This is a genomic window from Kitasatospora sp. NPDC001683 (assembly GCF_053596495.1).
On sequence record NZ_JBSFGK010000003.1, the window covers coordinates 89,811 to 112,624 of the forward strand.

Sequence of the window (22,814 nt, forward strand, 5' to 3'; positions counted from 1 at the left end):
ACTGACAGCGAACGGATGACAGATAACAGATTTCGAAAGTTGTCACCTGTCATCTGTTCGCCGTCCTCCGTCCGCCACCCCGCCCCTCCCAAGGACACTCCCATGCGCCTCTACCTGCTCGCCCTCAACCCCACCGACTCGGTCACCCATGGCTTCCTGCCCGCCGCCGCCCGGCTCGGACTCGACGTCACCGTCCTCACCGACCACGTCGAGGCCCACCAACACGCTTACGCGAATTCACAGTTCGCATGCGACGTGGTGGAGTGCGACGTTCAGGACTTCCGCGAGGTGATCGGGCTGATATCCCAACGCGACGTACCCGCCGCCGTGTTCAGCAACAGCGACCACCTGCAGACCCAGACCGCGCTGGTCGCCGAGTACTTCGGCCTGGCCGGCAAGGACTGGAAGGCCGCGCTGCGGGCGAAGAACAAGGGCGAGCTGCGCCGCCACCTCGCCGAGTGCGGACTGGACCGGGTCTGGTCCGCCGAACTGGCGCCCGGACAGGACCCGGCCGGCCTCACCCCGCCGTTCCCGTGCATCGTCAAGCCCCGCGAGGGCGTCGCGAGCGAGGACGTCACGCTGGTCGCCGATGCCGCCGAACTCGCCCTGCGGGTCCGGGAAATCCAGCGGCGCCGCCCCGGCGCCACACTGGTGGTGGAGGAGTTCCTGGCCGGCGAGCTGTGCACCCTGGAGACCCTCGGCGACGGCCGATCCCGGCACGTCCTCGGCGGCTTCCGCACCCGGCTCTCCCCGCCGCCGGACTTCATCGAGGAGGTGCTGACCTTCGTCCCGGCGCACCCCCGCCCGGTGGTCGACCAGGTGCTCGACCAGCTCGACGCCCTCGGCGTGGGACTCGGCGCCTGCCACACCGAGTTCGTCCTCCAGCCGGACGGCCGCGCCCGCATCATCGAGGTCAACTACCGTGCCATCGGCGACCAGTGCGACCTGATGCTCGCCGAGATCCTCGGGATCCCCTACTTCGAGCTGGTGCTGCGCACCCACCTCGGCGAGGCGCTGCCGGCCGATCTCGGCGCGCGCACCGACCGACGGGCCCGCCACGAGCGCGTCTGCGCGGACCGGGCCGGCACCCTGACCGCCTCCCCCGAGCCGCGGTTCGAGCGCCGCGCCGACGGCGTCGTGCTCTCCTACCGCCCGGTGCGCGAACTCGGCGCACACCACGAGCTCTACCGCACCAACCGCGACTACCTGGGCATCGCCTGGGCGGTCGGTCCGGACCAGGGCGCGGTCGACACCGCCGTGGCGGAGTTCATCGCCGCCAACCGCTGGGAGATCACCTCGTGAACCGCGCCGACCTGACCCCCGCCGACGCGACACCCGCCGACGCGACCCCCGCTCGCAGCACACCCCACAGCGTTTCCTCCAGCAACGCTCCCGGGAAAGCCCCCGCCAGCAACGCCCCCGTCGACGCAACGGTCGCCGAACGGCTGACCCTGCGCGTGCTGTCCGCCCTGCTACGCGAGGACGTGCTCGGCCTGCGCGCCAACGGCGTCCTGGAGCAGCGGCCCGACGGCCCCTGGCTGAGCGACGGCACTCTCGCCCTCCCCGTCACCCCCGACGGGTTCCAGGCCGACCACGCCGCGCGGCTACCGGAGTTGGAGGTCGATGGCACCCGCCTCACCGACCTGCCCGCCATCCTCGCCCACCTGGCGGACCGCGCCGACCCGCTCGACCGTCCCGGTCACCTGGCCTTCGCCGAGGAATGCCGGCAGACGCTCGCCACCATGGACCTGCACGACCGGGTGCTGCCCGAGGTGCACGCCGAACTGGCCGAGCGCTACGGCAAGGACGTGGCCGACTGGACCGGCCCGCGTGCCTCGCTCGGCTTCGAGGCGCTCGCCGCTTTCCTGGATCACCCGGTCTACCCGACCGCGCGCGGCCGATCCGGCCTGACCTGGCCGCAACTGCGCTCCTACGCCCCGGAGTTCCATCCCTCCTTCCGACTTCGCTGGCTCGCCGTCCCGGCCGAGCGCCTGACCGTGCGCGGCGACGGCCCGCTGCCCGCCTGGTGGCCGAGCGCCGAACGACTGGGCGTTCCTGGCGAGTTCCTGACCGTCCCGGTCCATCCGCTCACCGCGGGGGAGGACTTCACCCGGATCGCCCCGGGCGCGGTGCTCGCTCCCGAGCCGTACCTCGAGGTGCTGCCGACGCTGTCCATGCGCACCGTCGCCGTCCTCGCGGACCCGGCCTGCCACCTCAAACTGCCGTTGGCCACCGCGACCCTGGGCCTGCGCAACCGGCGCACCATCAAGCCGGTCACCCTGGTCAACGGGGCGGTCGGGCAGCGCCTGGTGGAGGCCGTGGTGGCCCGCGTGCCGCGCTTCGCCGGTCGGGTGCTGCACGTCGACGAGCAGCGCTACGCCCACGCCGACGACGAGTTGCTCGCCGTCCTGCTACGCCGCTACCCGGACGACCTGGACCGGGCCGTCACCGTCCCGCTGGCCGCGCTGCTCGCCGAGGCACCCGACGGACGGCTGGTGATCGACCACCTGGCCGACCGCTTCCACCGCGGCTCCGTCCTCGCCCTGTACGAGGAGCTACTGCGACTGTTGATCGACTGGCAGACCACGCTGTTCGGCCATGGCATCGCCCTGGAGTCGCACCAGCAGAACACCTCCCTCGTCCTCGACGGGACCGCTCTGCGGCTGCTCTTCAAGGACAACGACGGCCCCCGGATCAACACCGCCCGGATCGACGAACTGGCGCCATTGGCCGCCGAGTTCCGCGACCCCAGGATTCTCCGCGACCAGGACCGCGCGCTCACCGACCTGTTCACCACGATCACCGGCCACCTGTGCACCGCCTCGCTGGCCTTCGGCCTCGCCGCGCACGGCCGGGTGCCGCTGGGGCGCAGCCTGGAGCTGCTGCGCACCACCCTCGCCGAGGCCGTCGACCGCCTCGGCCCGGCCGGGCAGGCGCTGCGCACCGACCTGCTGGACGCCGAACGGCTGCCGGTCAAGGCCATGGTGAGCGCCGGCACCCTGCTGAGCAAGGAGCGCAGCGGCGCCGCCGACATCAACAAGCACTACACCGACGGCCCCAACTACCTGCTGCCGAAGGACCGTTCATGACGACCGTCGAGCCGCTGCCACGGCCGGCCGGCACGGTCGGACTGGACCGGCGCCAGGTGCACGCGGTGGCGGCCTGCTACTTCGTCGCCTCCTTCGCCGCCCTCGGCCTGCCGCCCTACCTCACCGAGATCCTCCCGGGCCTCGGCGACCACGACGGGCGCTGGGCCGGCTTGCTCTACATCGTGCCGACCGTCTTCACCGCCCTCGGCGCACCGCTGTGGGGCCGACTGGCCGACCGCTTCGGCCAGAAGCGGCTGCTGCTGCGCGCCCAACTCGGCCTCGCCGTCTCCTTCCTGCTCGCGGGCGCCGCCGACAGCCTGCCCGCCTTCACCGGGGCGCTGGTCTTCCAGGGCTTCCTCGGCGGCACCTTCTCCGCCACCAACGGCTACGTCGCGGCTTCCCTAGGCGGCTCCCAGCTGTCCAGGGCGCTGACCCTGATGCAGGGCAGCGCCCGGGCCGCCCTGGTCGCGGCGCCGATCCTGGTCGGCGCGCTGTCGCCGTGGATCGACCCGCACCGGCAGTACCTGGTGCTGGCGGTGCTGCCGCTGACCGCCGCGGTGGTGCTCACCCTCCTACCGGAGCCGGTCCGTCCGGTCACCGACCGGACGGACCACGACCCGGCCCAAACGGACCAGCCGGGCTCGCTCAGGCTGCTCTACGCCTTCGAGTTCGCCTTCGTCTTCGCCACCATCATCTCCTTCCCGTACCTGATCACCCTGGTCCAGCAACGGCTGCCGGGCACCAACGGCACGGTCGCGGGCCTGCTGTTCGCCCTGCCGCACCTGGTCTACCTGGTCGGCGCCGGCCGGGTGCACGCCATCGTCGAGGCCCGCCCCCGAACCGGACTGGCGCTGGGCTTCGCGCTGGTCGCCCTCGGGCTGGCCGGCCACGCCCCGGCCCACTCCCTGCTCGCCTTCGCCCTCACCCGGGCGGTGCTCGGCCTCGGCATGACCTTCGGCCTGGTCTGCCTCGCCGTCCTCGCCGCCGAAGCCGCCCGCGGCCGCGCGCCGGGACGGATGTTCGGCACCCGCGAAACCGTCTCCAAGTCCGGTGCCGTCGCCGCCGGACTCGCCGCCGCACTCGCCAACGGCAGCGGCGGACCGGCCGCCCCGGTGGTCACCGGCACCGTCGCCGCACTGGCCGCCGCCCTGCTCGCCCTCCTGACCCGTAGGAGCCCCCGATGACCGCCCGGCCCACCACCCTCCCCGCCGCGCCTCCCGCCGTCCGCCCCCTCGACGCCGCCGCCGAACTGCCCGGTGCCGAACTGCCCGGTGCCGAACTGCCCGGTGCCGACGAGGCGGTGGTCCACACCCTGCTCAACTGCCTGCTGCGCGAGGTCTCCGCGCCCGAACACCAGACCGCGGTCGACGACGGCCGACTGCTGTTGCGCCTGCCCCGCCGCGGCACCCTGCTGCGGGTCGCCCTGCGCCGCACCTCGCTGCTCGGCGCGCACCGTTTCACCGGCCCCGCGTACGAAGAAACCCCGGGCGGTTGGCGCGAGTTGGGCTGGCGCGAGCTGGCCGGGTACGCCCAGGACGAACTGGAGCTGCGCACCGGCACGGTGAACGAGGAGTTCCTCGACCAGGTGGCGTCCAGCCACCGCGGCGTCGGCGCGGGCCTGACCGGGCGTCCGGCCGCCGGAGCGGACCGCTACCTGGAGTCCGAGCAGGCCCTGCTGTTCGGCCACCGCTTCCACCCGGCCCCCAAGTCCCGCTCCGCCGCCCGGGGAGACTGGCGCCATTACGCGCCCGAGTCCCGCGCGACCTTCCCGCTGCGCCACCTCGCCGTCCGCGCCGAACATCTGGCCGAGGAGTCCGTGGACGAGGGTACGAGCGCCGTGCTCGACGGCCTCGGCGAGGTGCCGGACGGCTACCGGCTGCTGCCCGCCCACCCCTGGCAGTTCCAACTCATCGGCGACCACCCGCTGTTGCGCGCCGCCCTGGCCCGCGGCGACGTCCTCGACCTCGGTCCGCGCGGCGAGCGCTTCGCCGCCACCGCCTCGGTGCGCACCCTGTACGGCGCGGACGCCTTCCTCAAGTTCAGCCTCAACGTCCGCATCACCAACTGCCTGCGCAAGAACGCCGCCTACGAGCTCACCGGCGCCGTCGCGCTCACCCGGCTGCTCGACCCCTCGCTCACCGACCTCGCCCGACGCTTCCCGGGGGCGGCGATGCTGCGCGAACCCGCCTTCCGCACCCTCGCCCTGCCCGGTGCCGACGGCCGTGCCGACCGGGCGCTGTACGAGGGCTTCGGTCTGATCCTGCGCGAGGGCTTCGGCGGCCTGCTGCGGCCCGGCGTGACCCCGCTGCTCGCCGCCGCCGTCGCCGACGAGCACCCGACCAGCGCGGCCCACATCTCCCGCCTGTTGGGCGGGAGTTCGGACGGCGCGGCGGCGCTCGACTGGTGGCGCGACTATCTGCGGCTGCTCCTCCCGCCGGTACTGGCCGCCTACTTCGATCACGGCGTGGTGCTGGAGCCGCACCTGCAGAACGTGCTGATCGGCGTCGACGCCGACGGCCGCCCGGCGCAGGTGCTCTTCCGCGACCTCGAGGGCACCAAGCTGGTCCCCGAGCAGAACGCCGACATCCTGGCCGCCCTGCCGCCCGAGGTGGCCGGCCCGATGACGTACGACGCCGAGCGCGGCTGGGACCGGGTGGTCTACTGCCTGCTGGTCAACCACGTCGCCGAACTGCTCGCCGCCCTCGCCGACCGCCACCCCGAACTGGAGGGCGCGCTCTGGCAGGCCGTCCGGGACGTCCTGGAGGAGTACGCCGCCGCGAACGGCCGACCGCCCCGGCTGCGGGCGCTGCTGGCCGGCGTCCCGCTGCCCGCCAAGGCCAACCTGCTGACCCGCTGGGAGCGCAAGGCCGACCGCGAGGCCGGGTACGTCCGGCTGCCCTCCCCGCTGGCCGGCTCGGTGCTCGCCGAGGCCGCCCGCATGACCGCCGATCTTCCCACCGGGAGCACCGTCCGATGACCAGCACCGTGACCAGCACCGTGACCAGCACCGTGACCAGTGCCATGGCCGACACCGCGGCCAGCACTGCGGCCAGCACCGTGAACCGCTCAGTGGCCGACCCCGCGAACAGCGCCGTCCAGCGCCACGTCGCCTCGCTCGCTCCCGAGGAACTGCCCGCCTACGTCTACGACTTGGTGGCACTGCGCGAACACGCCACGGCCGTCCGGGCCGCGCTGCCCGAGCGGGTCGAGCTGTACTACGCCGCCAAGGCCAACCCGGAGGCGCCGCTGCTGACCGCGCTGCGCGACGCAGTCGACGGCTACGAGGTGTCCAGCGGTGGGGAGTTGGCGCATGTGCGGGCCGCCGTGCCGGACGCGCCGCTGGCCTTCGGCGGGCCGGGCAAGACCCCGGCCGAGATCGTCGCCGCCGTGGACGCCGGGGTGCACCGCTGGCACGTCGAGAGCGAGCAGGAGCTGCACCGGCTCGCCGCCGTGCTGGCGGAGCGGCCGAGGACGGTCGTGGACGTCCTGCTACGGGTCAACCTGCCGGTGGTCACCGACGCCCTGGACGCGGTGCCGCTGGCGATGGGCGGACGGCCGACGCCCTTCGGGCTGGACCCGGACCGGGCCGAGGAGTGCGCCCGACTGCTCACCGACGGCGGGCCGCTCGGCCGGCAGCTGCGCCTGCGCGGGGTGCACGCCCACCTGGCCAGCGGACTGGCGGCGCCGGAGCAGCTGTCGGTCGCCGAGCAGATCGTCACCTGGTCCGCCGAACTGGCCGAGCGGCACGGTTTCCCGCTCACCGAGGTCAACGTCGGCGGCGGGATGGCGGTGGACTACGACGACCCTGCGCAGCGCTTCGACTGGACGGCCTTCGGCGAGGGCCTGACCAAGCTCCTCGGCGCCCGCCCCGGGCTGACCCTGCGGATCGAGCCCGGCCGGGCGCTGACCGCGTACTGCGGCTGGTACGCGACCGAGGTGCTGGACGTGAAGCGGAGCCACGGCGAGGACTTCGCGGTGGTCCGGGGCGGCACCCACCACCTGCGCACCCCCGCCGCCCGCGGACACTCCCAGCCCTTCGCGGTGCTCCCGGTGGACGCCTGGCCGCACCCGTGGCCGCGCCCCGCCGTCGACACCGACCGAGCCACCCTGGCCGGGCAGCTGTGCACCCCGAAGGACGTGCTGGCCCGGTCGACCGGCGGCGCGGCCGGTCTGCGGTCGGCGGACCGGGTGCTGTTCGCGATGGCGGGCGCGTACGCGTGGAACATCTCGCACCACGAGTTCCTGATGCACCCCCGCCCGCGATTCCACTACCTGGGCGACTGACGGGCGGCGCCCGGGTTCCGGATGACGGACAGATGACGGTTTTCAGATGACAGCTGACAGATTTCGAAATCTGTCAGCTGTCATCTGAAAGCTGAAATCCGTCTGCCGTCAGCTGCCCGCCGACACCCCATCCGCACACTCGTGCGAAAGTGGTACCCGGCGAAGGGAGCGCGGACGTGCTGATGGACAAGGTGGCGGAGATACTCGCCGAGGCTTCGGCCGAGGCGGTGGAGCCGCGCTTCCGCGCGCTGGCCGCCGGCGAGGTGATGGAGAAGGCACCCGGCGAGATCGTGACGATCGCCGACCGCGAGGCCGAGGCGATCATCGCCCGCCGCCTGCACGAGCTGCTCCCCGTCCCGGTAGTCGGCGAGGAGGCCGTGGCCGCCGAGCCGTCGCTCGCCCGGGCCATCCACGACGAGCCCGCCGTCTGGCTGGTCGACCCGGTGGACGGCACCTCCAACTTCGTCGCCGGACGCCCCGACTACGCCGTGATGTGCTCCCTGGTCCGCAGCGGCCGGACGGTCGCCTCGTGGATCTGGCAGCCCGCCACCGCGACCGGCTACCGCGCCGAGCTGGGCGCCGGCGCCTGGCGCGACGATGAACGCCTGGCCCGCCCCCCGGCACCCGCCGAGGCCGGAAAGCTGACCGGCATCCTGAAGAGCCGCTTCCTCGAACCGGAGCAGCGCCACCGGCTCGAGGCCGGCTGCTCGGCCTTCGGCGAGATCTCCCCCGGCCGCAGCGCCGCCGGTGTCGAGTACCCGGATGTCGTCGAGGGCCGGACCGACTTCATCCTCTACTGGCGCACCCTCCCCTGGGACCACGCCCCGGGTTCGCTGCTGCTCTCCGAGGCCGGCGGCGTCGCGGCCCGCCTGGACGGCACGCCGTACCAGCCCGAGGCCCCCGGCTGCGAGGACGGCCTCCTGGTCGCCGCCGACCCCGACACCTGGGAGCTCACCCGCGGCATCCTGCTGAACGCCTGACCACACCCTGCCCCGCCCCACCCCACACCATCCCGGCCACCGCCCCGAACCCCTACCCCGCCCGGTCCCCGGCGACCCTGCGCCCCGCCCCGACCACCTCCCGCACCAGCGCTGCCACCTCCCCCGCCGTCGTGTGCGGGTTGAGCAGCGTGAGTTTGAGCCGCACCCGCCCCGGGCCGACCCCCGGCAGCTCGGTGCGCCCGATCACCGCACGCCCGGTCCGCAGCAGCAGCCTGCGCAGCTGCCCGTTCAGCTCGTCCACGGTTGCCTCGTCCGTCGGCCCCGGCGGACGGTAGCGGAACAGCAGCGCGGTGAGGACCGGCTCGGCGTGCAGTTCCAGCGAGGGTTCGGCCCGGACGGCCGCGGCCGCCGCCAGCGCCAGTTCGTGGCAGGCGTCCACCAGCCCGCCGAGCCCCGCACGGCCGAGGGTGCGCAGCGTGACGGCGAGTTTGAAGGCGTCGGCCCGCCGGGTGGTGCGCAGCGAGCGGCCGAGCAGGCTGGGGTAGCCGGCCTGCTCGTCGTCCACCGGGTTGAGGTACTCGGCCCGCCGGGCGAGCGAGACGTACGTCTCCGCCCGCCGGACCAGGAAGACCCCGGCTGCCGCGGGCTGCCAGCCGAGCTTGTGCCAGTCGAGGGAGACCGAGTCGGCGCGGGCGATGCCGTCGAGCAGCGGGGCGAGCCGGTCGGAGAGCAGCGCGCCGCCGCCGTACGCGGCGTCGACGTGCAGCCAGGCGCCGTAGCGTCCGGCCAGGTCGGCGGCGGCGTTCAGCGGGTCGATGGCGCCGGTGTCGGTGGTGCCGGCGGTGGCGACGACCGCGATCGGGGTCCGCCCGGCCCAGCTGGCCTCGGCCAGTGCCCGTTCCAACTCCTCTGTTGACATCCGGAGTTGATGGTCGACGGGGACGGCGATGACGGCCAGCTCGCCGAGCCCGAGCAGGGCGGCCGCGCGCTGGACCGAGAAGTGCGCGGCCTGGGAGGCGAGGATGCACGGCCGACCGCCGGGCGGGATGCCGTCCAACTCCACGATGCCGTCGAGCTTCTGGTCCCGGGCCAGCATCAGCCCCATCAGGTTGGACTCGGTGCCGCCGGAGGTGAGCACCCCGGCCGCGCGGGCCGGGTCGTAACCGACCAGCGCGGCGAGTTCGGCGAGCAGCGCGGTCTCCAGGGCGGTTGCGACGGGGGCCTGGTCCCAGGAGTCCTGCGAGGGGTTGAGCGCGCTGACCGCGAGGTCGGCGGCGGCCGCGACGGCGAGTGGCGGGCAGTGCAGGTGGGCGGCGCAGGCCGGGTCGGCCGGGTCGGCGGCGCCGTAGGCGAGCAGTTCGGTGAGCCGGGCCAGCGCGCCGCGCCCGTCGGCTGCGGACAGCGCGTCCGCGACCAGCGCGGCGATCTCGCCCGGGCTGCCGGCGGGTAGCGGTCCGGAGCGCAGTGCGGTGCCGGCGTCGAGCGAGTCGAGGACGGTGGCCAGTAGCGGACCGAGTGCCCCCGGCCCGCCGGCGCCGCCCGCGAGCGCGTCCAACGGGACGTCCTCGCCGCGCAGTTCGGGCCCCGCCCCGGATCCGGCGGTCACGCGCCGCCCCGAGCGGCCGGAGCGGAGCCCGAGGCCGGAGCGGAGGAGGGCGAAGCCTGGACGGAGCTCGAAGCCGGAGCCGGAGCGGAGGAGGCCGAAGCCGCCGCGATCGCCTCCGCCAGCCGCTCCAGCACCGCCGCGATCTGCTCGTCGGTGACGGTGAGCGGCGGCAGCAGCCGCAGCACCGCGTCGTGCCGCCCGCCGAGTTCGACGATCAGCCCACGCGCCAGGCAGGCCTCCCGGACCCGTAGGGCGAGCGTCGGATCGGCCGGCCGGGCGCCGCAGGCGTCGGGTTCGGCGGCCGGGTCGACCAGTTCGACCCCGATCATCAGCCCCCGCCCGCGGACGTCGCCGATCGCGGGCAGTTCGGCGGCGAGCTCCCGCAGCCGGGCGGTCATCCGGGCGCCGGCGACGGCAGCCCGCTCGGCCAGCCCGTGCGCGGCGACGTACCGCAGGGTGGCGGCGCCGGCGGCCATGGCGAGGGTGTTGCCGCGGAAGGTGCCGGTGTGGGCGCCGGGCCGCCAGCCGTCGTAGTCCTCGCGGTAGACGACGACGGCGAGCGGCAGGCTGCCGCCGATGGCCTTGGAGAGCACCATCGCGTCCGGGACGATGCCGCTGTGCTCGACGGCCCACATCGCGCCGGTGCGTCCGACGCCGGTCTGCACCTCGTCCACGATCAGCGGGATGCCGCGCTCGGCGGTGATCCGGCGCATCTCGCGCAGCCAGCCGTCGGGCGCGGGGACGACCCCGCCCTCGCCCTGTACGGCCTCCAGGATCATCGCGGCGGGCGGCACCACTCCACCCGAGGGGTCGTCCAGCAGCCGTTCCACGTACGTGGCGCCGAGCTCGGCACCCGCCTCGCCGCCGACCCCGAACGGGCAGCGGTAGCCGTACGGGTAGGGCAGCCGGACCACCTCGCCGCCGCCGGGCAGCGGTTCCTTGACGGCGACGTTGCCGGTGAGCGCGAGGGCGCCGGCCGTCATGCCGTGGTAGGCGCCGGTGAAGGCGAGCGCGCCGGCGCGGCCGGTGGCAGTCTGCATCAGTTTGAGCGCGGCCTCGACGGCGTCCGTGCCGGCCGGTCCGCAGAAGTGCACCCGGGCGCGGGCCGCGAACTCGGCGGGCAGGCTCTCGAACAGCGCGCTGGTGAAGTCGTCCTTCTCGGCGGTGGCGAGGTCGAGGAGGTGCAGCGGAGCGCCGCTGTCGAGGGTGCGGCGGATCGCCTCGAGCACGACGGGGTGGTTGTGGCCGAGGGCGAGCGTCCCGGCGCCGGAGAGGCAGTCCAGGTAACGGCGTCCGTCGGCGCCCTCGACGGTCATCCCGTGGGCCCGGACCGGGACGATCGGGAAGGAGCGGGCGTACGTCCGGGCGGCGGACTCGCGGACGCGCTGGCGGCGCAGGATGGCCTCACCGGCGGGCGGGGCCCCGGAGGCGGTGGCCCCGGAGGCGGCTCGGGCGGGTACGGCGGCGAGCGACAAGGCGAACCCCCAGGAGAAGTTAGGTAAGCCTAACTTTATCGCTCTTGACCTGCCGGAATGCCTCGGGGCACCCAGAACCACCCGAGCGAGTGAACCTCCCCCGGCACCGCCCGTGTCACCCCCCGGCCAGCCCAACGAGCGATCCGCCGGACGGTCACGCCACCGACCGGCCTCAACCGGATCCCACCGGATTCGACCGAACTGGACCGAACTCGATCGGCCCTGAAGGTCACCGCCCCTTCCACCGGTAGCAGAGCTCCGGCCGCCCGACGCTCCCGTACTGCGGCTCGCGCACCGCCTGCCCGGTGTCCACCAGGTGCTCGAGGTAGCGCCGCGCGGTGATCCGGGAGACCCCGGCGGCGGTACCGGCCGCCGCCGCCGACAGGCCGGTGGAGGCCTCCCGCAGCACCGAGGCGACGGTGTCCAGGGTGGGCGCGCTCAGCCCCTTGGGCAGCGAGCTGCGCTCGGGCGTGCGGAGCAGGGCGAGCGCCTGGTCGACCTCGTCCTGCCCGGTCGCCTCGCCGGTGCGCCCGAGGCTGTCCCGGTAACGGGCGTAGCGCTCCAGCCGGTCGTGCAGGGCCGCCGCGCTGAACGGTTTCAGCAGGTACTGCACGACCCCTGCCGAGACCGCCTGCCGGACCATGGCGAGGTCGCGCGCCGAGGTGACGGCGATGACGTCGGTGCCGTGCCCGGCGGCGCGCAGCGTGCGGCACAGCTGGAGGCCGTGGCCGTCCGGCAGGTAGAGGTCGAGCAGGGTGAGGTCGACGGGCGCCCCGGCGGCGCGCGCCCGCTCCAGGAAGCGCAGCGCGTCCGCGCAGCTGTGGACGGTGCCGACGGCGTGGAAGCCGGGCTCGCGCTCGACGTACAGGGTGTGCGCGGCGGCGGCCACCGGGTCGTCCTCCACGACCAGGACGGAGATCCCGCTCCGGGAGTCGGCGCCGGCGCCGGTCACGCCGGGACCCCTTCGCGCTCGCGGACCCGTCCGGCCAGCGGCAGCCGTACGGTGAGCACCGCGCCGCGTTCGCGCCCGACCTCGACGGTGCCGCCGTTGCGCCGGGCGGCCTGGGCGACCAGCGCCAGCCCGAGGCCGTGCCCGTGGCCGTCCTGCTTGGTGCTCCACCCGCGCCGGAACACGTCCTCGACGGCGGCCGGGTCGATGCCCGCTCCGGTGTCGGCGACCCGCAGCAACAGACAGGCGCCCTGGGCGTCCGAGGCATCCTGGGCGCCCGAGACGGCCTGGGCGTCCTCGACGCCGTCGCCCGTTCGCGGGTTCTCGATCCGCGCGGTGACGGTGACCTCCGGTGCGACCGGGCTCTGCGCGGCCCCGGCGATCGCGGCGTCCACCGCGTTGTCGATCAGGTTGCCGAGGACGGTGATCAGATCCCGGGCCGAGAGCCCGGGCGGCAGCACCCCGTCGTCGATCCGGCTGTCCTCGGTGAGGGTCAACTCCACTCCCCGTTCGGCCGCTTGGGCCGCCTTGCCGAGCAGCAGCGCGGCCAGCACCGGCTCGCTGACCGCCGCGACCACCCGGTCGGTGAGCTGCTGGGCGAGGGCGAGTTCGGCGGTGGCGAACTCCACCGCCTGTTCGTGGCGGCCGAGTTCGATCAGCGAGACGACCGCGTGCAGCCGGTTGGCGGCCTCGTGGGCCTGCGCGCCGAGCGCCTCGGTGAAGCCACGCACCGAGTCCAGCTCGCCGCTGAGCGACTGGAGTTCGGTGTGGTCGCGGAGGGTCACCACCCGGCCGAGACCGGTGCCGATGGTGGAGGTGTTGAGCACCACGACCCGCTCGGCGGTCAGGTGCACCTCGTCCCGCACCGGCACCTCGCCGAGCACGGCCGTCACCAGCGCCTCCGGCAGCCCCAGTTCCGCCACCGGCCGTCCGTCCAACTCGCCTTCCAGGCCGAGCAGTTCACGCGCCGCGTCGTTGCACAGCACCACCCGGTGCGCGCGGTCGAGCAGGATCAGCCCCTCGCGCACCGAGCGCAGGGTCGCCTGGTGGTACTCGTAGAGGTGGCTGAGCTCGTCCGGTCCCATGCCGTGGGTGTGCCGCCGCAGCCGGGAGTTGGCGAGGTAGGTGCCCACCCCGCCGAGCGCCAGGGCGGCCACCGCGACCCCGACCAGGGCGAGCATCGGCGTGCCCAGCTGCGAGGAGATCGACTCCAGCGTCAGCCCCACGCTGACCAGCGCGACCACCCGGTGCCGGTCGTCCCACACCGGGGTGACCACCCGCACGGACGGGCCGAGCGTGCCGGTGTAGGTCTCGCTGCGGGTCTGGCCGGCCAGCGCCCAGTCGATGTGCCCCAGGTAGGACTTGCCGATCTGCTCGGGCAGCGGGTGGGTCCAGCGCACCCCGTCGGTGTCCATGACGGTGATGAAGGAGACTCCGGTGTCCTGACGCACCTGCTCGGCGTACGGCTGGAGCACCGCGGTGGGGTCGGGCCCGGCGACGGCCGAGCGCACGGTCGGCGAGTCGGCGACGGCGTGGGCGACCGAGGTGACCTCGCGGCGGGCCGCGTCCTCGGTGCGCTCGGCGGTGAACAGGTACGCGAGCACCGCGCCGCCCGCGACCACGGCGGCGACGATGACCACCTGGACGACGAACAGCTGCCCGGCCAGGCTGCGGACCAGCCGGCGCGGCAGGGGGATCCACCGGCGACGCGAGCGAGTGGGGGCGGTGCTCACGGACATGCCTGCCAGTGTGCACCACGGCCCGCGACGCCCCCAGGGGCCCGACCGGTCCCCGGCCGCGACCGGCCCGCGACCGGAGCGCCCCCAGGGTGCCCCCAAGCGCTCCCGAAGCACCCGCCGAAGCACCCCTGGACCCGTTCCCGTCGCTTCGTGAACTCTATGAACGCAAACGTGACCTCCGTCACGCCCGAACCCCATAGTCGGAGCGGCCCACCACCCGGGGCCGCCAGGACTGCAGGGCGAAGGAGCCGCAGATGTCGATCACCGAGACCGCCACGGCGGGGGGACCCAGACGCAAGGACCGGACCCACTACCTCTACCTCGCCGTGATCGCCGCGGTGGTCGCGGGCGTGGTGGTGGGGCTGGCCGCCCCCGGCTTCGCCGTGGAGCTGAAGCCGATCGGCACCGGGTTCGTCAACCTGATCAAGATGATGATCAGTCCGGTGATCTTCTGCACCATCGTGCTGGGCATCGGCTCGGTCACCAAGGCCGCGAAGGTCGGCAAGGTCGGCGGCCTCGCCATCGGCTACTTCCTCGTCATGTCGACCATCGCGCTGGCCATCGGCATGGTCGTCGGCAACCTGCTCGAGCCCGGCGGCGGCCTGCACCTGACCGCCGCGCTCGCCAAGTCCGGCCACGCCCAGGCGGCCGCCGGCGGCGCCCAGTCGACCACCGACTTCCTGCTCGGGATGATCCCCGACACCCTGTTCTCGGCCCTCACCCAGGGCAAGGTGCTGCAGACCCTGCTGGTCGCACTGCTGGCCGGCTTCGCGCTGCAGGCGATGGGCCCGGTCGGCGCCCCGGTGCTGCGCGGGATCGAGCACCTGCAGCGGCTGGTCTTCCGGATCATGTCGATGATCATGTGGGTCGCCCCGATCGGCGCCTTCGGCGCGATGGCGGCGGTGGTCGGGGCGACCGGCGTGGACGCGCTGAAGAGCCTCGCCGTGATCATGATCGGCTTCTACGTGACCTGCGTGCTGTTCGTCGTCGTGGTGCTCGGCGCGCTGCTGCGCCTGGTCGCCGGGGTCAATGTGTTCGCGCTGCTCAAGTACCTCGGCCGCGAGTTCCTGCTGATCCTCTCGACCTCCTCCTCCGAGAGCGCGCTGCCCCGGCTGATCGCCAAGATGGAGCACCTGGGCGTCAGCCGCCCGGTCGTCGGCATCACCGTGCCGACCGGCTACAGCTTCAACCTGGACGGCACCGCGATCTACCTCACCATGTCCTCGATCTTCATCTCCGAGGCGATGGACAAGCCGATGTCGATCGGCGAGCAGCTCTCGCTGCTGGTGTTCATGGTGATCGCGAGCAAGGGCGCGGCCGGGGTCACCGGTGCCGGGCTTGCCACCCTCGCGGGCGGACTGCAGTCGCACAAGCCGGCGCTGGTGGACGGGGTCGGCCTGATCGTCGGCATCGACCGGTTCATGTCGGAGGCCCGGGCGCTCACCAACTTCGCGGGCAACGCCGTCGCGACCGTGCTGATCGGGCACTGGACCGGCGAACTGGACGCCGAGCGCGCCCACCGGGTGCTGGGCGGCGAGCTGCCGTTCGACGAACTGACGCTGGTCGACACCCACGGTCCCGCCGACGCCGCACGGGAGCCCGTCCCCGCCGCAGCGGCGGCTACCGCCTGAGCGACCACCCCGTCCTCCCCCCGATCCGGCGCCACCCAACGATCCCCGGAAACGGCGCCGGGCCGGGGGCCTCCCCGTTCTGCCTGGAACTCCCGTCCAGCCCCAGTTCACAGCTCCTGCGAGCCACTGACCGCCCAGGCCACCCCACTGGCCGGATCCTCCAGCGCGACGTGCAGATGGCGCAACCCGGCGGCCGGCTCCTGCCAGGTGAAGCAGCGCATCCGGGCCACCAGGGCATCCACCTCGGAGCGGTCCGGCCCGTTCGCACCGGCCATCGCGCCCAGCGCCCGCCAGAGCCGCAGCCGCCCGTGCGCGCAGCCGTGCGTCCGGCCGACCGCGGCGGCCTGCACCAGCGCCGGGTAGACGAGCGCGAACGGCAGGAACCCGCCCACCACCCGCCGCGCCCGGGCCAGTACGGCGGCCGCCAGCGCGGCCGGGCCGCGGACGCAGACCACCTCCGCCCAGGGCGCCAGCGCGGCCAGCTCCGCCAGCCCCCGGGTGACCCGCTGCCCGCCCGGCCGGGCCGCCGCGCCCGGCAGTTCGACCTCGCCCAGGCCCTCCCGGCTGGCCGGCAGGGTCAGCACCGCACTGCGCGCTCCCCCGCCCGGCAGGTACTCGCGCACCCGCGAGGCCTCGTCCCAGCCCGCCTTCTCCCAGGGCTCCAGGCGCAGCGGCACGCCCTCCGGATCGGGCTCGGCCCCGTACGAGAGGTCCTCGCCGAGCAACACCCGGGTGTGCGCGACCAGGCGGCGCACCGGGGCCGGACCGAGCAGCGGGGCCAGCCGCAGCCAGGAGTGGCGGGTCGCCAGCACTTCCCAGAGCGGGCCGGCGTCGTGGTCGGCGACCCCGGCGGCCGTCCCCTCCCCGCCGTCCGCGTCGAACAGCCGGACGGCGAGTTCGGGCGGCGCCGCGTAGGCGATCAGATGGCCGAGCGGCGCGGTCAGGGCCATCGCCGCCTGCTCCCCGGCCTGCACGACGGCGGCCGCCCGGCCCTGCCGGTAGGCGGCGAGCAGCTCGGGCCAGCGGCCGTCCTCGGCCAGGGCGCGGAGGTGGTGGCCCTCGTACGTGATCACGATTTTCAGCGTACGGGCCGGGGTCTTGCATCAGCCGACTTGCCGTCGGTTCGGTGCGTCGAGGCCCCGGACGTGCGGGATCGGTTCGGGCCGTCTGGGACGGTCGGAGGTTTTCAGGGGTCGTGCCGGCGCTCGTGCTCCAGGACGGCGCGCAGCCGGCCGTGGGCGCGGCGGCGGGTGACGGCCAGGGTACTGCGGTGCAGACCGAGCAGTTCGGCGGCCTCGTCGACGGAGTAACCGTCGAGGTCCACCAGAACCACGGCGCGGGCCTGCTTGACGGTCAGGAAGCCGAGCAACCGGACCACCTCCCAGTGCGCCTGGAGCTCGGTCGTCCCGCCGTGCGGCGGTTCGAGCGCGCAGTGCCCGTGCTCCACCGCCTCGGCGAGCTCGGGCACCTCGGGCAGCGCCACCCGGCGGCGGTCCCGGCGCCACTGGTCGCGCAGGATGTTCGTCATCGTGGTGAACACGTAGGCGTAGGGCTGCGGATGGCTGAGAAAGCGCTCGGGGCGGCGGGCGATCCGCAGGTACGCGTCGTGGACGACGTCGCCGGCGGCGAGCGGGCAGCCGGCGAGCATCGCGGCCGCCTGTTGGAGTCTGGGTAGCAAGTCCGTGAACACCCGGTTGAAATCCGCGAATTGGCGTTCCGTCGGCTCCGGACCGAGGTCCTTCCGCCGCCCGCCCGCACACCGTCCACTGCATTCCGCCATGCCGCTCTCCCCGGAAATCGGCACTCCGAACGCCCAGTTGGGTTGGCCGCAGCCCAACCGAGCAGGGTTGTGACACAGATCACATCATAGGTCGTCCTCTCACGGTGCGCAGTCATTCGTGTGCAATTCGTCACCGGCCGGACAGGAGGCGGGAATTCACCCTCCGCCCACCCACCGACCGGCCGGGGCATCCCCCGATGGGAACCGTTGAGCGAGGAGAACGCCATGCGAGGCTGCATCGCCAGGAAGATCGCCACGTTCGGGATGGCCACCGCGGCCGCCCTGGGCATGCTCGGGACCGCCACCCTGCCGGCCGCCGCGGCGCCGGCCGACGACCAGTCCATCACCCCGGGCGCGGCCGCGGCCTCGCCGCACGTCGCCGCCGCCCCCTACCACTGCGTCATCACGGCCGACTACGGGTGGCGCTGGGAGGGCTACTGCAACATCTACTCCGGCCAGCTGCGCACCATCACCTACTGCGCCAACGGCAGCAACTCCGTCGGCCTGTGGATCGGCGCCCGGCCGCAGGCGTGGGCGGTCTGGGGCAACTGTCCGGGGTCGAGCTGGACGAAGATCGTGTTCCAGTGGCACAGCTGACCGGGTAGCGGCTGCGGGGGCGGGGACGAAGTGGCGAACAGATGACAGCCGACAGATTTCGAAATCTGTTATCTGTCGGCTGTCATCTGCCGTCTGTCATCCGTCATCTGTCACTTGTCATCCGAATCCGCATCCGTCGCCGTCGCCGTCGCCGGAGATCGACCGCACCCCGAGCTCACCGGACCGGTGAGACCTCCGCCAGCAGCCGGGCGGCGTGCACCCGACCGGCGTGCTCGACCAGGTTGATCAGCACCTCCTTACCGGACGCGCGCCGCCGGGCGTCGCAGAGCACCACCGGCGTACCGGGGTCCAGATCCAGCGCGCGAGCGACCTCCTCCGGACCGTACTCGCGCGTCCCGGCGAAACGGTTCACCGCGACGACGAACGGGATGCCGCGGTGCTCGAAGAAGTCGACGGCCGGGAAGCAGTCGGTCAGCCGGCGGGTGTCGGCGAGCACCACCGCACCGAGCGCGCCCTGCGCCAGCTCGTCCCAGAGGAACCAGAACCGGTCCTGCCCCGGGGTGCCGAACAGGTAGACGGCCAGCCCCTCCCGGATGGTGATCCGGCCGAAGTCCATCGCCACGGTGGTCGTCGTCTTGCGCTCCACCCCGTCCAGGTCGTCGACCCCGCGCCCGGCCTCGGTCAGCCGTTCCTCGGTGCGCAGCGGGCGGATCTCGCTGACGGCGCCGACCAGCGTCGTCTTGCCGACCCCGAAGCCGCCCGCCACCAGGATCTTGAGCGCGAGCACGGAGTCGGCCGGATCCGGCGCGTCGGACGGCCAGCGGTCGGAGGGGCGGTCAGAGTGCGCGGAGCCCATGGATGACCTCCTGGAGGATGCGCTCGTCGGGGAGCAGGGCGGGCGGGACGGGGCGGCTGACCCGGATGAGACCGGCCGCCAGCAGGTCGCCGAGCAGCACCCGCACGACGCCCACCGGCAGGTCCAGGTCGGCGGCCAGCTCGGCCACGGACAGCGGCGTGCCCCGGCACAGGCCGAGGATGCGCGTCAGCTCCGGGCCGACCGGCAGCTCGGGTGCGTCCGGGGCGAGCGCCGGATCGGGCAGGTCGGACACGACCACGGCGATCAGGTCGAACTGCTGCTCGCCCGCTCCGGTCCGGCCCCCGGTCACGGTGTACGGGCGGACCAGCGGCCCGGCCTCGTCGTCGTACCAGCGGGCCCGGTGGGCGGCGGCGAGCGGGTTCCGGGGCGGCCGGCCGGGGTCGGCCTGCGGATGCTCCGGATGTCGCTGGTGGTACGGGTGGAAGGCGTGCTCCGGCCGGTACGGCCGGTCCGGGTGGTGCACCGTCCTCAGCCTCCGTGCACCGCGCGGGGCGGGGCGCTCAGGTGCTCGCCGACCCGGCGGACCAATCTGGCCATCTCGTAGGCGATCAGCCCGAGATCGGCCCGGGCGGTGGCGAACACGGCCAGGCAGGTGCCCTCCCCGGCCGCCGCGACCAGCAGGTAGCCCCCCTCCAACTCGACCAGAGTCTGCCGGACTTCACCCGCACCGAAGTGCCGACCGGCGCCCTTGGCGAGGCTGTGGAAACCTGAGGCGACGGCGGCCAGGTGCTCGCCGTCCTCGCGTTCCAGACCGGCCGAGGTGCCCATGGCCAGGCCGTCGGCGGAGAGCATCACGGCGAAGCTGACCTCGGGGGCACGCTGGACCAACTCGTCCAGGAGCCAGTTCAGTTCCCCCGTGCGGTGGGTGGTGCCGATCACGGCCGGTCTCCTTCGGGTCGGGCGTCGGGTCGGTGGTCGGGGCGGCGGTCGGGGCGGCGGTCGAATCGGTCGTCGAATCGGTCGTCGGGGCGCTCGGACGGTCGGCCGGAGCCCAGCTCGTCGAATCGCCGGTCGGGCTGCCGGTCGGGCCGCAGCCCGCGCGCCCAGCCGCGCTGGAAGGCGGACATCGCCGCCCGCGCCGCCTCCGGGCTACGGGCCGCGGTCCCGACCCCGGTGGAGACGGAAGCGGTCCGGCGGCCGCGCGGGATCGCGTCGGCCGGCGCCTCCCTCAGCTGCGGCACCAGGCTCGCCTGGCGTACCCTGCGCGGCAACTCCTCGTGGCCGTCGGTCGGCTGGCCCCTGCCCGGCGGTGGCGCGGTCGCCGTGCGGTACGGCGGCGGCGGACCGGGCTGCGGACGGAAGGCGGCACCCGGGCCCCCGTCCGCAGCCGGTCCGGCAGGCCGGGCGCCGGAGGCCCGGAAGGGGGTGTGGCGCACCGGCCCGGGGTCGCCACCCCGGCCGCCGAAGGGCAGCAGCGCCCCGCCCTCCGGCGGCGGCCCACCCGCCGCCGGAAGCTCCATCTCCGTCACCCCGCCGCCCGCGGCGGCCGGCTCCGGCCCGCCCCGCGCCGGGACCGGTCCGGACTGCGCCGGCGCCGCTCCGGACGGTGGCCACGACGGAACGCCGGGTACCGGGCCGGGTGCGGCGTCCGGTACGGAGCCCGGCGCGGGCTGCGGCCACGCCGCCGAGCCTGGCAGCGACACCGGCACCGACACCGAGGCCGATACCGGCGCCGGGTTGGTCACCAGGGCGGACTCCGGGATCGGAGCCACGGCCCCGACCGGCCCGTCCGGAACGGTCTCGACGTCCGACTCCGGTACCACCTCGAAGCTTTGCTCCCGCTCCTCCCGACCGTCCGCCAGCAGATCGGTGGGCAGCAGGACCACGGCGGTGGTGCCGCCGTACGCGGAGGTCACCAGCGAGACCCGGACGTCATGCCGCCGGGCGAGCCGGCTGACCACGAACAGGCCGAGCCGGTCACTGTCGAACAGGTCGGTCTGCTCGGCGGCGGCGATCCGTCGATTGGCGGCGGCCAGTGCGGCCGGGCCCATGCCGAGGCCACGGTCCTCGATCTCCAACGCGTAGCCGTTGCCCACCTGTTCACCGCGGACGTGCACCCTGGTGTGCGGCGGGGAGAACCCGGTGGCGTTCTCGACCAGTTCGGCCACCAGGTGGGTGAGGTCGGCGACGGCGTGGCCGACGACGGCGGCGCGCGGCAGCGGGTGCACCTCGACCCGGGCGTACTCCTCGACCTCCGAGACCGCCGCGCGCACCACGTCCACCAGCGGAACCGGCCGGCGCCAGGCCCGGCCGGGGGCGGCGCCGGAGAGGATGATCAGGCCCTCGGCGTGGCGGCGCATGCGGGTGGTGAGGTGGTCCAGTCGGAACAGGTCGGCGAGCTCGGACGGATCCTCGGTGCGCCGCTCCATCGTGTCCAGCAGGGTGAGTTGGCGGTGCACCAGGACCTGGCTGCGGCGCGCGAGGTTGACGAACACCCCGGACACCCCGGACAACACCTCGGCCCGTTCCACCGCCGCCGTGACGGCCGCCCGCTGCACGATGCCGAGCGCCCGGTGCACCTGGCCGATCTCGTCGTCGCGGCCCACCGGACGGGGCGCCTCGGTCTCGATGTCCACCTCCTCCCCGGCAAGCAACTTCCGCATGGTGGCGGGCAGTTTGCGACCAGCCAGGTCAAGTGCCGAGTTGCGCAAGCCGGTCAGCTCGGTGACCAGGCCGCGGCCGATCTGCACCGAGATCACCAGCGAGCCGAGCAGACCGAGCAGACCGAGCAGCACGGCGATCCCGGCCGGGGTGAACAGGCCGAGCGCATAAGGGTTCTGACGCTCGGCGGCGATCCGTCCGGCCCGGTCCTCGACGCCGCGCAGCCCGTCGACGAGGTTCCCGGCCACCATCGCCCAGCGGTCCGCCGGCACCGCGGCGACGGCGGCCCGGCCGTCGACGGCGGTACGGACCTTCTCCTCGTAGCCGACCAGTTCGCGGTGGTCCGGCCCGCCGGTCAGGGCGACCAGCGCGTCCTGGTCGGCGGCGCCCAGATCGGCGGCCGCTCCCTGCTCGAACTCGCGCCGGGCGAAGGCCACCCCGGAGAACTCGCGCAGCTGGTCGTCGCCGAGCCCGCCGGAGAGCTCCGCGGAAAGCAGCAACGCGTCCTCGCGGGACAGGAGTTCACGGGAGCGGGCCAGGTCCAGCAGCACCCGGGTGTCGGTACCGGCCCGACCGTCCTGCAGCGGTGCGACAGCGCCGGACACGGCCAGCGCCCGGTCCACCGCCGCACCGTACGCGGCGTACGCCTCGGGCCAGCCGACGCTCCGGGCCAGCACCTTGCCACGCAGCTCGGGCAGGGCGGCGAGGGAGGCGCCGAGGGCGTCCAGGCGGGCGGCGGCGTCCGCCCCGAGACCCTGGGCGTCGGCACGGTTGTAGCCCTCGCCGGGGTGGCGGGGGTCCGGGAACAGCGGGGCGAGCGCCCGGTCGGTGACGGCGGCGGCCTCGCGCAGGGCGCTCTCCCGACCCGCCGCGGGCACGGTCCCCGGGACGAGCCCCGGCCCGGCCAGCAGCTGACCGGCCGCCGCACGCTCGGCCTGCAGGCCGGCGACCGTGTCGGCGACGGGCGTGAGGAGGGTGCGCTGGGCATCGCGCAGGCGCAGCAGGTCCCAGACGCCCTGGGCGGTGGTGACGGACGCGAAGCCCCAGAGGGCGATGACGGAGACGACCGGGACCATCAGCAGGGCGATGATCCGGGCGCGGACGGTCCGGGGGCGCAGCCCGCGCAGCCAGGGGCCGGGGCGCGGTGGACGGGCGGGCGGCCCGGCGTGGGCACCCCGGCGGGCGCCGGGGGCGGTACCGCGGTCTTCTCGCATGGGTGTGGGGCCTCTCGGGCGGGGGCGTGGTGAGACGGGGGCTCGGGCGCAGCGGGGCTGTCGGCACCGC

18 protein-coding genes are annotated in these 22,814 nt (G+C 74.3%); 8 read left to right on the forward strand and 10 right to left on the reverse strand.

From position 1 onward, the window contains the following. The first annotated feature begins 102 nt into the window (after positions 1-102). From ACWCYO_RS02330 to ACWCYO_RS02355, 6 genes are all read left to right on the forward strand, one after another. Complete coding sequence (locus ACWCYO_RS02330; protein ID WP_449783081.1) at positions 103-1,302, forward strand: ATP-grasp domain-containing protein; 1,200 nt, start codon at positions 103-105, stop codon at positions 1,300-1,302. Beyond that, a complete protein-coding gene (locus tag ACWCYO_RS02335; RefSeq protein WP_449783082.1) occupies positions 1,299-3,089 on the forward strand; it encodes an IucA/IucC family protein in 1,791 nt (596 codons plus the stop codon). The genes ACWCYO_RS02330 and ACWCYO_RS02335 overlap by 4 nt, the downstream gene beginning before the upstream one ends. Continuing rightward, on the forward strand, positions 3,086-4,273 hold the full coding sequence (locus ACWCYO_RS02340) for an MFS transporter (RefSeq protein ID WP_449783083.1): 1,188 nt from the start codon (positions 3,086-3,088) through the stop codon (positions 4,271-4,273). Before ACWCYO_RS02335 ends, ACWCYO_RS02340 begins: the two co-directional genes overlap by 4 nt. Beyond that, the gene (locus tag ACWCYO_RS02345) at positions 4,270-6,066 is read left to right on the forward strand and encodes an IucA/IucC family protein (RefSeq protein ID WP_449783084.1); all 1,797 of its coding nucleotides are present in this window, start codon (positions 4,270-4,272) and stop codon (positions 6,064-6,066) included. The genes ACWCYO_RS02340 and ACWCYO_RS02345 overlap by 4 nt, the downstream gene beginning before the upstream one ends. 44 nt (positions 6,067-6,110) lie before the next feature. Beyond that, positions 6,111-7,373 (forward strand): type III PLP-dependent enzyme, encoded by a 1,263-nt coding sequence (locus tag ACWCYO_RS02350; protein WP_449783141.1) that lies wholly within the window; start codon positions 6,111-6,113, stop codon positions 7,371-7,373. 182 nt (positions 7,374-7,555) lie between these two features. Then, the gene (locus ACWCYO_RS02355; protein ID WP_270150861.1) at positions 7,556-8,353 is read left to right on the forward strand and encodes an inositol monophosphatase family protein; all 798 of its coding nucleotides are present in this window, start codon (positions 7,556-7,558) and stop codon (positions 8,351-8,353) included. Between the two features lie 52 nt (positions 8,354-8,405). On the opposite strand, the gene ACWCYO_RS02360 is transcribed toward ACWCYO_RS02355, so the two are convergent. From ACWCYO_RS02360 to ACWCYO_RS02375, 4 genes are all read right to left on the reverse strand, one after another. Continuing rightward, a complete protein-coding gene (locus ACWCYO_RS02360) occupies positions 8,406-9,920 on the reverse strand; it encodes a pyridoxal phosphate-dependent decarboxylase family protein (RefSeq protein WP_449783085.1) in 1,515 nt (504 codons plus the stop codon). Further along, positions 9,917-11,395: a diaminobutyrate--2-oxoglutarate transaminase gene (locus tag ACWCYO_RS02365; protein ID WP_449783086.1), complete on the reverse strand. Its 1,479-nt coding sequence runs from the start codon at positions 11,393-11,395 to the stop codon at positions 9,917-9,919. Before ACWCYO_RS02365 ends, ACWCYO_RS02360 begins: the two co-directional genes overlap by 4 nt. A 229-nt stretch (positions 11,396-11,624) precedes the next feature. Continuing rightward, the gene (locus ACWCYO_RS02370; RefSeq protein WP_270142280.1) at positions 11,625-12,347 is read right to left on the reverse strand and encodes a response regulator; all 723 of its coding nucleotides are present in this window, start codon (positions 12,345-12,347) and stop codon (positions 11,625-11,627) included. Next, a complete protein-coding gene (locus ACWCYO_RS02375) occupies positions 12,344-14,083 on the reverse strand; it encodes an ATP-binding protein (protein ID WP_449783087.1) in 1,740 nt (579 codons plus the stop codon). The genes ACWCYO_RS02370 and ACWCYO_RS02375 overlap by 4 nt, the downstream gene beginning before the upstream one ends. A 254-nt stretch (positions 14,084-14,337) precedes the next feature. On the opposite strand from ACWCYO_RS02375, the gene ACWCYO_RS02380 reads away from it, so the two are divergent. Continuing rightward, positions 14,338-15,714, forward strand: coding sequence for a cation:dicarboxylate symporter family transporter (locus ACWCYO_RS02380; RefSeq protein WP_449783088.1), 1,377 nt, complete (start codon positions 14,338-14,340; stop codon positions 15,712-15,714). Between the two features lie 107 nt (positions 15,715-15,821). Here the strand turns inward: ACWCYO_RS02380 and ACWCYO_RS02385 are convergent, their stop codons facing one another. Continuing rightward, positions 15,822-16,787 carry a hypothetical protein gene (locus ACWCYO_RS02385; RefSeq protein WP_270142285.1) on the reverse strand — a complete coding sequence of 322 codons (966 nt, stop codon included), beginning with the start codon at positions 16,785-16,787 and terminating at the stop codon, positions 15,822-15,824. 113 nt (positions 16,788-16,900) lie between these two features. Further along, positions 16,901-17,404 carry an RNA polymerase sigma factor gene (locus ACWCYO_RS02390; RefSeq protein WP_449783089.1) on the reverse strand — a complete coding sequence of 168 codons (504 nt, stop codon included), beginning with the start codon at positions 17,402-17,404 and terminating at the stop codon, positions 16,901-16,903. Between the two features lie 315 nt (positions 17,405-17,719). Between ACWCYO_RS02390 and ACWCYO_RS02395 the strand changes: the two genes are divergently transcribed. After that, entirely contained in the window at positions 17,720-18,091 is a 372-nt protein-coding gene (locus ACWCYO_RS02395) for a hypothetical protein (RefSeq protein ID WP_270142288.1), read from the forward strand. Between the two features lie 175 nt (positions 18,092-18,266). Here ACWCYO_RS02395 and ACWCYO_RS02400 read toward each other — a convergent pair whose 3' ends face one another. The 4 genes from ACWCYO_RS02400 to ACWCYO_RS02415 all read right to left on the reverse strand — a co-directional run bounded on the left by ACWCYO_RS02400 (position 18,267) and on the right by ACWCYO_RS02415 (position 22,744). Then, entirely contained in the window at positions 18,267-18,908 is a 642-nt protein-coding gene (locus tag ACWCYO_RS02400; protein ID WP_270142289.1) for a GTP-binding protein, read from the reverse strand. Then, positions 18,889-19,236: a DUF742 domain-containing protein gene (locus ACWCYO_RS02405; RefSeq protein WP_270150863.1), complete on the reverse strand. Its 348-nt coding sequence runs from the start codon at positions 19,234-19,236 to the stop codon at positions 18,889-18,891. The genes ACWCYO_RS02400 and ACWCYO_RS02405 overlap by 20 nt, the downstream gene beginning before the upstream one ends. 161 nt (positions 19,237-19,397) lie before the next feature. Next, positions 19,398-19,808 carry a roadblock/LC7 domain-containing protein gene (locus tag ACWCYO_RS02410; protein ID WP_270142291.1) on the reverse strand — a complete coding sequence of 137 codons (411 nt, stop codon included), beginning with the start codon at positions 19,806-19,808 and terminating at the stop codon, positions 19,398-19,400. Further along, positions 19,805-22,744, reverse strand: a complete 2,940-nt coding sequence (locus tag ACWCYO_RS02415) for a nitrate- and nitrite sensing domain-containing protein (protein ID WP_449783090.1) — start codon at positions 22,742-22,744, stop codon at positions 19,805-19,807. Before ACWCYO_RS02415 ends, ACWCYO_RS02410 begins: the two co-directional genes overlap by 4 nt. Between the last annotated feature and the right edge of the window lie 70 nt (positions 22,745-22,814).